Annotated in this window: 12 protein-coding genes; 7 read left to right on the forward strand and 5 right to left on the reverse strand. The window is 72.7% G+C overall.

Annotated elements, in window-relative coordinates; all coding sequences use genetic code 11:
• Positions 1-129: 129 nt before the first annotated feature.
• The gene (coaE, locus tag ACI78Q_RS18325) at positions 130-717 is read right to left on the reverse strand and encodes a dephospho-CoA kinase (RefSeq protein ID WP_456924916.1); all 588 of its coding nucleotides are present in this window, start codon (positions 715-717) and stop codon (positions 130-132) included.
• Positions 718-983: 266 nt separating this feature from the next.
• Here coaE and ACI78Q_RS18330 point away from each other — a divergent pair, with 266 nt between their 5' ends.
• The gene (locus ACI78Q_RS18330; RefSeq protein WP_456924867.1) at positions 984-1,142 is read left to right on the forward strand and encodes a hypothetical protein; all 159 of its coding nucleotides are present in this window, start codon (positions 984-986) and stop codon (positions 1,140-1,142) included.
• 151 nt (positions 1,143-1,293) lie between these two features.
• On the opposite strand, the gene rpsA is transcribed toward ACI78Q_RS18330, so the two are convergent.
• Positions 1,294-2,754 carry a 30S ribosomal protein S1 gene (gene rpsA / locus ACI78Q_RS18335; protein ID WP_456924868.1) on the reverse strand — a complete coding sequence of 487 codons (1,461 nt, stop codon included), beginning with the start codon at positions 2,752-2,754 and terminating at the stop codon, positions 1,294-1,296.
• Positions 2,755-2,968: 214 nt separating this feature from the next.
• Between rpsA and ACI78Q_RS18340 the strand changes: the two genes are divergently transcribed.
• On the forward strand, positions 2,969-3,811 hold the full coding sequence (locus tag ACI78Q_RS18340; protein ID WP_456924869.1) for a class I SAM-dependent methyltransferase: 843 nt from the start codon (positions 2,969-2,971) through the stop codon (positions 3,809-3,811).
• Positions 3,812-4,125: 314 nt separating this feature from the next.
• On the opposite strand, the gene ACI78Q_RS18345 is transcribed toward ACI78Q_RS18340, so the two are convergent.
• Together ACI78Q_RS18345 and polA are read right to left on the reverse strand one after the other, a co-directional pair.
• Positions 4,126-4,401, reverse strand: coding sequence for a hypothetical protein (locus tag ACI78Q_RS18345; protein ID WP_456924870.1), 276 nt, complete (start codon positions 4,399-4,401; stop codon positions 4,126-4,128).
• Positions 4,402-4,440: 39 nt separating this feature from the next.
• Positions 4,441-7,182, reverse strand: coding sequence for a DNA polymerase I (gene polA, locus ACI78Q_RS18350; RefSeq protein ID WP_456924871.1), 2,742 nt, complete (start codon positions 7,180-7,182; stop codon positions 4,441-4,443).
• Positions 7,183-7,272: 90 nt separating this feature from the next.
• Between polA and ACI78Q_RS18355 the strand changes: the two genes are divergently transcribed.
• Positions 7,273-7,683, forward strand: a complete 411-nt coding sequence (locus ACI78Q_RS18355) for a PaaI family thioesterase (protein ID WP_456924872.1) — start codon at positions 7,273-7,275, stop codon at positions 7,681-7,683.
• A 13-nt stretch (positions 7,684-7,696) separates the two neighbouring features.
• On the opposite strand, the gene ACI78Q_RS18360 is transcribed toward ACI78Q_RS18355, so the two are convergent.
• Positions 7,697-8,338, reverse strand: coding sequence for a GNAT family N-acetyltransferase (locus tag ACI78Q_RS18360; RefSeq protein WP_456924873.1), 642 nt, complete (start codon positions 8,336-8,338; stop codon positions 7,697-7,699).
• A gap of 190 nt (positions 8,339-8,528) precedes the next feature.
• On the opposite strand from ACI78Q_RS18360, the gene ACI78Q_RS18365 reads away from it, so the two are divergent.
• From ACI78Q_RS18365 to ACI78Q_RS18380, 4 genes are read left to right on the forward strand one after another with little or no spacing between them, the layout of a single operon-like run.
• Positions 8,529-9,875: an ABC transporter permease subunit gene (locus tag ACI78Q_RS18365; RefSeq protein ID WP_456924874.1), complete on the forward strand. Its 1,347-nt coding sequence runs from the start codon at positions 8,529-8,531 to the stop codon at positions 9,873-9,875.
• 3 nt (positions 9,876-9,878) lie between these two features.
• On the forward strand, positions 9,879-10,877 hold the full coding sequence (locus ACI78Q_RS18370) for a branched-chain amino acid ABC transporter permease (protein WP_456924875.1): 999 nt from the start codon (positions 9,879-9,881) through the stop codon (positions 10,875-10,877).
• Positions 10,867-11,901: an ABC transporter ATP-binding protein gene (locus ACI78Q_RS18375; protein ID WP_456924876.1), complete on the forward strand. Its 1,035-nt coding sequence runs from the start codon at positions 10,867-10,869 to the stop codon at positions 11,899-11,901. The genes ACI78Q_RS18370 and ACI78Q_RS18375 overlap by 11 nt, the downstream gene beginning before the upstream one ends.
• Positions 11,898-12,755, forward strand: coding sequence for an ABC transporter ATP-binding protein (locus ACI78Q_RS18380; protein WP_456924877.1), 858 nt, complete (start codon positions 11,898-11,900; stop codon positions 12,753-12,755). Before ACI78Q_RS18375 ends, ACI78Q_RS18380 begins: the two co-directional genes overlap by 4 nt.
• Positions 12,756-12,768 lie beyond the last annotated feature (13 nt).

The following is a 12,768-nucleotide window of genomic DNA, read 5'->3' on the forward strand; positions in this document are numbered from 1 at the left end:
GGGCGCACGGGGTTGGCCAGGTACCCGTCCTGGGGTTGCTCTTGCTCACCCATTGTTGGTGGGAAGAGAACGAGCCCGTGCCGGAACAGGTGCCGCGGGCGGATCCGCGCACACCGGGCGGGCGCGGACTCAGCCCCGGGCCGGCACCACACGGTCGGCCCAGAACCGCTCGACCTGCGCCTCGAGCTCCTCCCGGGTACCGCTGTTGTCCAGGACGACGTCGGCCACCGCCCGGCGCTGTTCGTCGGTGGCCTGCGCGGCGATCCGGGCGCGCGCGTCCTCGGCGGTCAGGCCGCGCTCGACCAGCCGCCGGACCCGTGTCTCCAGGTCGGCCTCCACGACCAGCACGAGGTCGTAGACGCCCGCCTGCCCGGTCTCCACCAGCAGGGGCACGTCCTGGACCACGACGGCGTCCGGAGGGGCCGCGGCGACCAGCTCGGCGGCCCGGGCGCGCACCAGCGGGTGCACGATGCCGTCCAGCCGCGCCCGCGCCGCGGGGTCGGCGAAGACGATCGCCGCCAGCGCCGGGCGGTCGAGGGCCCCCTCGGCGGTGAGCACCCCGGAGCCGAAGGCCTCGACGACCGCGGCCAGGCCCGGCGTCCCCGGTTCGACGACCTCCCGCGCGATGCGGTCGGCGTCGACGATCCGCGCCCCCCGGGCCGCCAGCAGTCCGGCCACCGTGCTCTTCCCCGACCCGATCCCGCCCGTCAGTCCCATGCGCAGCACGTACGGACAGTAGCCAGCACGCCGGGGACGGTCACGGACAGGTAACACCCGTCCGTCCTGCCCGGCGCGTCGCTCCAGTCACACGCGTCCCGTGGACAACAGTGTCGTCGGCGCTCTTCCCCGCCGAGAGAGGCAGACCGATCATGTCCCGACCCGCCCACGCCGCCCCGTCGTCGGCCCCCGCAGCTCCCCGTCGGGGCGCCGGCCGTCACCGGCTGGACCGCCCCACCGGCGTGCGGTGCACCGACCTGCCGGCCGTGCGTGAGCGGTTGGAGCGCAACGCCGCGGTCCGCCCTCGCAACGCCTTCATGCGCTGGATCTCGGCGACGGCCCCGGCCGGGCGGCACACCTGGCAGTTCCTCGCCAACGCCGGCGGCCGCCCGCGGACGGCGTTCGCGATCATCCTCAGCCTCTGACAGCTCCCCTGACGGGTCGGGCCCCGCGGACGTCGTCCACGGGGCCCGTCCTCGTCCCTCCACGGGGATGGGAGGGACGACTGAGGCCCGGGACCCTCGCGGGTCCCGGGCCTCAGCCCTCTCTCAGTGGTTCAGCTCAGCGGAGCCGAGATCACTCGCCGCCGGCCAGCTTGGCCCGCAGGGCCGCGAGCGCCTCGTCGCTGGCCAGGGTGCCGCCGGAGGTGTCGCCCACCTCGACGTCGCCGCTGGAGTAGTTGCCACCGGCCGCAGCCTCGGCGTCGGCCTCCTTGGCCGCCGCGATCTGCTTGCGGTGCGCCTCGTAGCGGGCCTGGGCCTCGGCGTACTGCCGCTCCCAGGTCTCGCGGGCCTGCTCGTAGCCCTCGAGCCACTCCCCGGTCTCCGGGTCGAAGCCCTCCGGGTAGATGTAGTTGCCCTGCTCGTCGTACGAGGCGGCCATGCCGTAGGCGGCCGGGTCGAACTGCTCCTCGTCGCCGATGACGCCCTCGTTGGCCTGCTTGAGGGACAGCGAGATGCGACGACGGTCGAGGTCGATGTCGATGACCTTGACGAGGATCTCGTCGCCGACCTGCACGACCTGCTCCGGGATCTCCACGTGGCGCTCGGCCAGCTCGGAGATGTGGACCAGGCCCTCGATGCCCTCGTCGACGCGGACGAACGCACCGAAGGGCACCAGCTTGGTGACCTTGCCGGGCACGACCTGGCCGATCTGGTGGGTCCGGGCGAACTGACGCCACGGGTCCTCCTGCGTCGCCTTCAACGACAGCGAGACCCGCTCGCGGTCCAGGTCGACGTCGAGGACCTCGACGGTGACCTCCTGGCCGACCTCGACGACCTCGGACGGGTGGTCGATGTGCTTCCAGGACAGCTCGGAGACGTGCACCAGGCCGTCGACGCCACCCAGGTCCACGAACGCACCGAAGTTGACGATCGAGGAGACCACACCGGTGCGGACCTGGCCCTTGGCGAGCTTGTTGAGGAACTCGCTGCGGACCTCGGACTGGGTCTGCTCCAGCCACTGGCGACGGGAGAGGACGACGTTGTTGCGGTTCTTGTCGAGCTCGATGATCTTGGCCTCGAGCTCGCGGCCCACGTAGGGCTGCAGGTCGCGGACGCGGCGCATCTCGACCAGCGAGGCGGGGAGGAACCCGCGCAGGCCGATGTCGAGGATGAGACCACCCTTGACGACCTCGATGACGGTGCCGGTGACGACCTCGTCGGCTTCCTTCTTGGCCTCGATCGTGCCCCAGGCGCGCTCGTACTGCGCGCGCTTCTTGGACAGGATCAGCCGGCCTTCCTTGTCCTCCTTCTGGAGGACGAGGGCTTCCACCTCGTCGCCGACGCTGACGACCTCGTTGGGGTCGACGTCGTGCTTGATGGAGAGTTCGCGCGAGGGGATGACGCCCTCGGTCTTGTAGCCGATGTCCAGCAGCACCTCGTCGCGGTCGACCTTGACGATGACGCCTTCGACGATGTCGCCGTCGTTGAAGTACTTGATCGTCTGGTCGATCGCCGCGAGGAAGTCCTCGGCAGTGCCGATGTCGTTGATCGCGACCTGCGGGGTGCTGTTAGGACGGACCTGGGTGGAGGTCATGTGGTCGAGTGCTCCGGACGGGGGATGCGTAGGGACAGGGAACCCGCGGCGCGGTGCCGCGGGGAGCAGGGAGAGCCGGCGCGCGCCGAACCCCGATGGGGACAGCACAGACAGACCTCTGGCGCACCACCCATGGTACGTAGCTCCGGCATCCCGGGTCCACCTGGGTGAGTGCCCGGTGGCCCGCTCCCCGGCGTGTCACGATCGGCGGGTCATGGAGCCCTCCCCTGCGCCCCTGCCCCTGGCCGCCGACGGTTATCCCGCGCCCGGCGGGGTGGCCCGGCGCCCGGCCGGCGAGGTGGAGTCGGTGCGCGCCAACCGCCGGTGGTGGGACGCCGCCGCGCCGGCCTACCTCGCCGAGCACGGCGAGGACCTCGGTGACGTCGACTTCCTGTGGTGCCCCGAGGGCCTGCGGGAGAGCGAGGCACACCTCCTGGGGGACGTCGCCGGCCGGCGCGTGCTGGAGGTCGGCTGCGGGTCGGCGCCGTGCGCCCGGTGGCTGCGCCGCGAGGGGGCCGATGTCGTCGCGCTCGACCTCTCGGCCGGCATGCTCGCCCGCGCCGCCGAGCTCAACCGCCGCTCCGGGATCGCCGTCCCGCTGGTCCAGGCCGACGTCGGCGCGCTGCCGCTGGCCGGCGCCAGCGTGGACCTGGCCTGCTCCGCATTCGGCGGCCTGCCGTTCGTCGCCGACGTCGGGGGCGCACTGGCGGAGATGGCCCGGGTGCTGCGGCCGGGCGGGCGGTTCGTCGCGTCGGTGAACCACCCGATGCGCTGGCCGTTCCCCGACTCCCCCGACCCCGACGACCTGCAGATCACCTCCTCCTACTTCGACCGCACCCCGTACGTGGAGACCGACGACGACGGCCGCGCGGTCTACGTCGAGCACCACCGGACGGTCGGCGACTGGGTGCGCGCGGTGGTGGACGCCGGCCTGGTGCTCGAGGACCTCCTCGAGCCGGAGTGGACGCCCGGCCGGGTGCAGGAGTGGGGTCAGTGGTCCCCGGCCCGAGGGGCGCTGGTGCCCGGCACACTGGTCCTGGTCTGCACCAAACCCTGACCCTGCACCTCAGGTCCAGCCTCTGGGCCGCTCCGCCAGCCAGCTCGCCACCACCGCCCAGCTCTCCCCGTCGCCGGCTTCCGCCGCGGTGCACGAACACGACCGGGGGCTGCCCGGTGAGCCCGGCCGGCGCCTCCCACTGCACTCAGGCGGGGCCGAGCTGCCACGTCCCGGCTCGGTCCTGCTGGAGGTCGCCGGGCAGCCAGAGCCCGCAGCGACCGGCGCCCCTCCGGCGTCTCGGCGACGACGGTGACCCCGGCGTCGTCCTGGCCGACCGCGACGACGTCGTGCTGCCACAGCACCGTGGCCGAGTCCTACGCGGCCAGCTCCGCCAGCACGAGCCTGACCAGCGCGCCCTGGCCGAGGTGCAGGTTGTACGGCCGGGGGACGACGCCCTCCAGCGGCTGCAGGCCGAAGCGGACCCGCTCCCCCGTCCGGTGCGCCCGGTACTCGTAGTCCTGCTTGAGGAAGCCCCGCGCGGCGGCCGGCTCGTGGACGCCGAGCCGGTCCAGCCCCTTGAGCACCGCCCAGTGGTAGACGGCCGCGCGCGGGGACATGACCACGTCGGGCGCGCGGTCGAGCACCGTCACGGGGATGCCCGCTCGCGGCGAGCCTCTGGACGGGGCCGTTCAGTGCGCGGCGGCGTCCCAGCTGGCGCCGAAGCCGACGGAGACCTCCAGGGGCACCGACAGCCGGGCGGCGCCGGCCATCTCCCGGCGGACCAGCGCCTCCAGCGGCTCCCGCTCGCCCGGCGCGACCTCGAGCACGAGCTCGTCGTGGACCTGCAGCAGCATCCGGGACCGCAGGCCCTCGGCCGCGATCGCCTTCTCGACGTTCAGCATCGCGACCTTGATGACGTCGGCCGCCGAGCCCTGGATGGGGGCGTTGAGCGCCATCCGCTCGGCCATCTCGCGCCGCTGACGATTGTCGCTGGTCAGGTCGGGCAGGTAGCGGCGCCGGCCCAGCGTCGTCTCCGTGTAGCCGGACAGGCGCGCCTCCTCGACCACGCTGTCGAGGTAGTCGCGGATGCCGCCGAACCGCTCGAAGTAGGCCTGCATCTGCTCGCGCGCCTCCTCGGTGGAGATGCGCAGCTGCTGCGAGAGGCCGTACGCCGACAGCCCGTAGGCCAGGCCGTAGCTCATCGCCTTGATCCGGCGGCGCATCTCGGGGTCGACGTCCTCGATCGGGATGTTGAACGCCCGCGACGCGACGAAGGAGTGCAGGTCCTCCCCCGAGGTGAACGCCTCGATCAGCCCCTCGTCGCCGGACAGGTGCGCCATGATCCGCATCTCGATCTGGCTGTAGTCGGCGGTCATCAGCGACTCGTAGCCCGAGCCGACGACGAACGCCTGTCGGATCCGGCGGCCCTCTGCGGTGCGGATCGGGATGTTCTGCAGGTTCGGGTCGGTCGACGACAGGCGGCCGGTGGCGGCGATCGTCTGCCCGAACGTGGTGTGGATGCGCCCGGCGTCGTCCACCATCGGGATGAGCCCGTCGATGACGGTGCGCAGCCGGGTGACGTCGCGGTGGCGGAGCAGGTGCTCCAGGAACGGGTGGCCGGTCTGCGCCAGCAGCCAGGTCAGCGCGTCGGCGTCGGTCGTGTAGCCGGACTTGATCTTCTTCGTCTTGGGCAGGCCGAGCTCGTCGAACAGCACCGCCTGCAGCTGCTTGGGCGAGCCGAGGTTCACCTCGCGGCCGATGACGGCGTAGCACTCGGCGGCCGCGGCGGAGACGCCCTCGGCGAACTCCCGCTGCAGCTCCTGGAGGAACTCCAGGTCCGCGGCGATGCCGCGGTACTCCATGGCGGCGAGCACGCGGGTCAGCGGCAGCTCGATGGCGCCGAGCAGGGCATCCCCGCCGCGCTGGCCGAGCACCGACTCCAGGGCGTCGGAGAGGTCGTTGACCGCCACGGCCTTGAGGACGTCGGCGTGCGCGGCCTCCCGGGCGACGTCGTCCTCCGACGGGCCCATCCCGTCGAGGGTGAGCTGGGCCTCCTCCGCCGCGGCGTCCTTGAGCTCCCGGCGCAGGTAGCGCACCGCGAGGTCGCCGAGGTCGAACGACCGCTGCCCCGGCAGGGCCAGGTAGGCGGCCAGCGCCGTGTCGCTGACCACGCCCTCGAGCTCCCAGCCGCGCGACCAGATCGCCAGCAGCGGGCCCTTGACCTCGTGGACGACCTTCGGGGCCGCCGGGTCGGCCAGCCAGGCGGCCAGCGCCTGCTCGTCGGCGACGTCCAGGGCGGGACCGAGGTCGACGAAGGTGGCGCTGTCGTCGGCGGCGGCCAGCGCGATGCCGGACAGCTCGCCGGCGCCGCGCCCCCACGTCCCGCGGAAGATGACGCCGGTGCGGCCGGTGCGCGCGTGCTGGTCCAGCCACGCGCCCAGCCCGCCGGCGGGGACCTCGTCGACGGCGACGTCGAAGCCGCCCTCCACCTCCGGCTCGGCGCTGGTCAGGGTGGCGAACAGGCGGTCGCGCAGCACCCGGAACTGCAGGTTGTCGAAGAGGGTGTGCACCTCGTTGCGGTCCCAGGCGCGGACGGCGAGGTCGACGGGGCCCAGCTCGAGCGGGACGGCGCGGTCGAGCTCGGTCAGCCGCCGGTTCTGCAGCACCGAGGCCAGGTGCTCGCGCAGCTTCTCGCCCACCTTGCCCTTGACGGTGTCGACCTGGTCGACGAGCGCGTCGAGCGAGCCGTACTCGCGCACCCACTTGGCCGCGGTCTTCTCGCCGACGCTCGGGATGCTCGGCAGGTTGTCGCTGGGGTCGCCCCGCAGCGCGGCGAAGTCGGGGTACTGGGCCGGCGACAGGCCGTACTTGGTCTCGACCTCCTCGGGGGTGAACCTGGTGAGGTCGGAGACGCCCTTGCGCGGGTAGAGCACGGTCACGTGCTCGTTGACCAGCTGCAGCGCGTCGCGGTCGCCGGTGGCGATGAGCACGTCCATGCCCTGCTCGACGGCCTGCACGGTCAGCGTGGCGATGACGTCGTCGGCCTCGAAGCCCTCGGCGGTGATGACCGGGACCCGCAGGGCGCCCAGCACCTCCTGGATGAGGCTCACCTGGCCGCGGAAGTCCGTCGGGCTCTCGGCCCGGTTGGCCTTGTACTCGGCGTAGATCTCGCTGCGGAAGGTCTTGCGACCGACGTCGAAGGCGACCGCCAGGTGCGAGGGCTGCTCGTCGCGCAGGATGTTGATCAGCATCGAGGTGAAGCCGTAGACGGCGTTCGTGGGCTGCCCGGTGGTCGTGGAGAAGTTCTCCACCGGCAGCGCGAAGAAGGCGCGGTAGGCCAGGGAGTGCCCGTCGAGCAGCAGCAGCCGGGGGCGCGGCCCGCCGGTGGTCGGGACGGCGGTGGACGCGGGGGCGGAGACCGGAGCGGACATCGGTGCCGATCCTAGGTGCGGGCACCGACACCGCCGCGCCCACGACGGCCCACGGCGAGGCGGCGTCCGGGCGCTGGATACCGTGCCGTGGTGACCCTCGCCCGCCCCGACTGGCTGCCCGCCGCCTCCACCAGCCCGCTCGACGAGAAGCTGGGCATCGAGATCACCGACTACGACCCCGACCACCTGGTCGCCACCATGCCGGTCGAGGGCAACCAGCAGCCGGCGGGGCTGCTGCACGGCGGCGCCACCTGCGCACTGGTGGAGACGGTGGGGTCCTGGGCCGCGGCGCTCGGCGCCGGTCCCGGCCGCCGGTGCGTGGGGGTCGAGCTCAACGTCAGCTACCTGCGGGCGGCGACCAGCGGGACCGTGACCGCCGTGGCCACCCCGGTCCGCCGCGGCCGGACCCTGGCCACCTTCCGGGTCGAGGTCAGCGACGAGCAGGGCCGGCCGACGGCGACCGCCCGGCTGACCTGCATGCTCTCCGACGCCCGGGCCTGACCCGGGGCCAGGGTCAGCCCTCGGCCGCGCCCGCCACCGGGACGACCCGGGGCAGCGGCCGGCGGCGCACCGGCGGCCGTCGCGGCGTCGGGATCGTCACGCCACCGCGCTGCCAGGTGGCCAGCGAGCGGGCGAGGGTGTCGCGGGGCACGATCCGCCGGGTCGTGAGCGGCGCGAACCCCATCCGCGCGAAGAACCGCTGCCGCTCCGCCTCGTGCCCGCCCACGGCGGCCACCACGTGCTCGGCGCCGGACTCCGTCGCGTACGCGACGGCGGCCCCCAGCAGGGCGGCCCCCGCGCCACGGCGGCGGTGCTCCCGGTGCACCACGAGGTTGTCGACGGTCACCTGCGGGACACCGAGGACCACCGACAGCGGGTCCAGCCCGAGGATCGCCAGCCCCACCACCAGCGCGCCGTCCACCCCGCCGTCGGGGGCGTTGGGACCGGGCAGCACCGCCAGCGCCACCCGGTGCGCGGGATCGGCCAGCAGCCGGCGGAACCCGGCGGCCGCGGCGGCCCCGGGGGTCTGACCGGTCAGCACGCCCTCGGCGTGCGCCTCGGCCCGGTGCTGCCGCACCAGGGCGAGGACGGCGGGCAGGTCGTCAGGACGCGCCGTGCGCGTCGTGACGCGGGACCGCGAACCTGTTCCTGGCACAGGAGCCCTCCCCTGGACGGTGGCCAGAGAGTGCCCGCCCGGCGTCCCCCCGTCACGACGGCGCGCCGCCCGTGGGGCGGAGGTGACAGGAGCGGCGTGTCGCGGAAAGGTCACAGGTCGCGTCGAGGACCGCAGCCCGAAACACCGCTGAGTTACGGTCCCCACCTCACTCACACGCCTAGGAGGTCGAGTGACGCACGCGCCAGGCCGCGTCCCACGACGCGGTCGACGATCGGGAGCCACCGGAACCGCGGCCCGCCCGCACCCCGGTGCCCGCCGCCACATCCTCGTCCGGGTCCTGCTCGTCGCCGCCTTCGGGCTGGGTCTCGCCCTGTTCGTCCCCGGCACCGCGCAGGCCGAGGGCGAGCAGCTCGCAGGCACCCTGCAGACCAGCCGCAGCGGTCCGATCGAGGGCGTCGAGGTGACGGTCACCGCCGCCGACGGCGAGGAGGTCGACGCCGTCGAGACCGACGAGCAGGGCCGCTGGGAGGTCGACCTCCCCGGCCCCGGCGAGTACGTCGTCTCGATCGACGCCGACGACCTGCCCGACGGCGTGGTGCTCTCGGGCGAGGACAGCCGCACGGTGACCGTCGAGGAGGGTCGCCGGCAGGCGGCGATCATCGGCCTCAACGACGGCAGCCGGGAGGGGGGCGGCGGCACCGTCCGCGCCGTCCAGCTGCTCGTCGACGGCATCCGGTTCGGCCTGCTCATCGCGATGTGCGCGGTCGGCCTGTCCCTGATCTTCGGGACGACGGGCCTGACCAACTTCGCCCACGGCGAGCTGGTCACCATCGGCGCGGTCGTCGCCTGGTACATCAACGTGCAGGGCGGGGTGCCGCTGATCCCCGCGGCGTTGATCGCCATGGTGGTGGGGGCGGGCGTGGGCGCGCTGAACGAGCTGGGCCTGTGGCGCCCGCTGCGTCGCCGCGGCACCGGCCTGATCGCCGCCCTGGTGGTCTCGATCGGGTTGTCCCTGATGCTGCGCTACCTGATCCAGCTGGTGTACGGCGGCCGCTCCAACGCCTACCAGGGGGTCGGTGGCGGCCGGGCCGTCGACTACGGCCTGTTCCGCATGACCGGGGCCGACCTCGCGTCGGTGGTCATCTCGGTCGTCGTGCTCCTCCTCGTGGCGCTCATGCTCCAGCGCACGAAGATCGGCAAGGCGATGCGCGCGGTCGCGGACAACCGGGACCTCGCCGCCTCCTCCGGCATCGACGTCAACCGCGTCATCCTCGTCGTCTGGATGATGGGTGGCGGGCTCGCCGCCCTCGGCGGCGTGCTGCTGGGCCTGTCCGACCAGGTGCAGTGGGACATGGGTTTCCGCCTGCTGCTGCTCATGTTCGCCGGCGTCACCCTCGGTGGCCTCGGGACCGCGTACGGCGCGCTCATCGGCAGCCTCGTCGTCGGCGTCTTCGTCCAGATGTCGACCCTCGTCATCCCGAACGACGTCAAGTACGTCGGCGGGCTGCTGCTGCTGATCGTCATCCTCGTCATCCGGCCCCAGGGGATCCTGGGCAGCCGCGTCCGGGTGGGCTGACCCATGAACGAAGTCATCGACGCGCTCGCGGTCGCCTTCAAGGCGGCGCTGGGCTTCCAGGCGATCTTCTTCGTCCTGCTGGCCGTCGGCATCAACGTGCAGTTCGGCTACACGGGGCTGCTGAACTTCGGGCAGATCGCCTTCGCGATGCTCGGCGGGTTCGGCATCGCGATCTCCGTCACCAAGTGGGGGCTGAACTTCTGGGTCGGGGTGGCCATCGGGCTGCTGGCCGCGATCGTCCTGGCCCTGCTGCTCGGCCTCCCCACGCTGCGGTTGCGCGCGGACTACCTGGCGATCGTCACCATCGCCGCGGCGGAGGGGTTGCGATTGCTCTTCCGGTCCGTGTCGGCCACCCCCCTGACCAACGGCACCCGGGGCATCTCGGCGTTCAACGCCGACTTCCTGGCACTCGCGCCGTGGACCACCAACGCGCGCTACCGCATCCTCGGCACCAGCTGGTCCGGCGGTGAGCTCTGGGTGGCCTTCGTCGGGTGGCTGCTGGTGGCCCTGTCCTGCCTGCTCATCTGGGCCCTGATGCGCAGCCCGTGGGGCCGCGTCGTCCGGTCGATCCGTGAGGACGAGGACGCCGTCCGCGCGCTGGGCAAGAACGTCTACGTCTACAAGATGCAGGCCCTGGTGCTCGGCGGGATCATCGGCGCCCTCGGCGGGATGGTCTACGCCGTCGGCACCGGCTCGGCGATCCCCGACCAGTACCAGAACGCCAACACCTTCCTCGCCTACGCCGCCCTCATCCTCGGCGGTGCCGCACGGGTGCTGGGGCCGGTGGTCGGCGGCATGATCCTGCTGTTCATCCTCCAGTTCGCCGACGCCGGCCTGCGGGCGCTGATCGAGAACGGCGTCATCCCGGAGGGTCTGCTGACCTCCACCGACGTCGCGCAGATCCGCTTCGTCCTGGTCGGCCTCGGGCTCATGCTGTTGTTGGTCTTCCGGCCACAAGGCATCTTCGGTGACCGACGAGAGGTGATGCTCGATGCCCGCTGACCCCACCCCCACCGAGCCGGTCGGCAGCGGGGCGCACGCGGCGTCCGTCGGCCCGGGTGCCCCCCGCACGCCGCGCCGGCTGGCCCAGGCCGCCCTGCGCGACGTGCCCTGGCAGGTCGGCGTCGCCAAGCCCGACCCGATCGTCGTCGTGGACGGCGTGACCCGTCAGTTCGGCGGGCTCACCGCGGTCGCCGTCGACCACCTGGAGATCCAGCGCGGCGGCATCACCGGGCTGATCGGGCCCAACGGTGCCGGCAAGACCACGCTGTTCAACCTGCTGACCGGCTTCGACCAGCCCAACACCGGCAACTGGACCTTCGACGGGCGGTCGCTGTCGGACCTGGCCCCGCACAAGGTGGCCCGGCTCGGCGTCGTCCGCACCTTCCAGCTCACCAAGGCGCTGTCCCGGCTCACCGTCCTGCAGAACATGCTGCTCGGCGCCCAGGGGCAGAAGGGTGAGAGCTTCTTCGGCGCCCTGTGGCCGGGCGCCTGGCGGTCGCAGGAGCGGTCGAACACCGAGAAGGCGATGGAGTTGCTCCAGCGCTTCAAGCTCGACGCCAAGAAGGACGACTTCGCGGGCACCCTCTCCGGCGGTCAGCGCAAGCTGCTGGAGATGGCCCGGGCGCTGATGAGCGACCCGAAGGTCGTCATGCTCGACGAGCCGATGGCCGGGGTGAACCCGGCGCTGACGCAGAGCCTGCTCGGCCACGTCAAGGACCTCCGCGAGGAGGGCATGACGGTCATCTTCGTCGAGCACGACATGGACGTCGTCCGGGACATCAGCGACTGGGTCGTCGTCATGGCGGCCGGCCGGGTGATCGCCGAGGGGCCGCCGGAGTCGATCAGCCAGAACCAGGCCGTCGTCGACGCCTACCTCGGCGCCCACCACGACGCCCCGCTCACCGTGGAGGAGGAGGACCGCGTCCTCGCCCAGGCCGAGCGTGAGATCGCCCGTGAGGAGCACGTCGCGGGCGGCGACGTCCTCAGCTCCGACGTCCCGCCCCAGGAGAGGACCGACCGATGAGCGACCCCCTGTTCGAGGTCGACGAGTCCGGCGAGGACCTCACCCGCGCCGACCAGGCCGCCTCGACGACCGCCGAGCTCTCCCCCGCGGAGAAGGCGGCCACCCGCGAGGAGCACGTGCGCCTCGCCGAGGGCGCCCTCGTGCGGGCCGACGACCTCGTCGCCGGGTACGTGCCCGGGGTCAACATCCTGCGCGGCTGCGACTTCTACCTGCAGGAGGGTGAGCTCGTCGGCATCATCGGCCCCAACGGGGCCGGCAAGTCGACCCTGCTCAAGACCCTCTTCGGGCTGATCCCGGTGCGGTCGGGGTCGGTCACGCTGCGCGGGGAGGACATCACCTCCGCCCCCGCGCACCGGCTGGTCTCCCTCGGCGTGGGCTACGTGCCGCAGAACAACAACGTGTTCCCCTCGCTCACCATCGAGGAGAACATGCAGATGGGCGTCTACCTGCGGCCGAAGACGTTCAAGGAGCGCTTCGACTACGTCATCGACCTGTTCCCGCTGCTCGGCGAGCGGCGCAAGGGCAAGGCCGGTGCGCTCTCCGGCGGCGAGCGGCAGATGGTCGCCATGGGCCGGGCGCTGATGATGGACCCGTCGGTGCTCCTGCTCGACGAGCCGTCGGCCGGTCTCTCCCCTGCCTACCAGGACGAGGTCTTCATCCGCTGCCGCCGGATCAACGCCACCGGCGTCTCGATCATCATGGTGGAGCAGAACGCCCGGCGCTGCCTGCAGATCTGCGACCGCGGCTACGTCCTCGACCAGGGCCGCAACGCCTACACCGACACCGGCAACGCGCTCATGACCGACCCCAAGGTCGTCGAGCTGTACCTGGGCACCCTGGCCAAGGCCCACTGAAGGGGGCCCCTCC

This window comes from Geodermatophilus sp. SYSU D00705 (genome assembly GCF_054050135.1).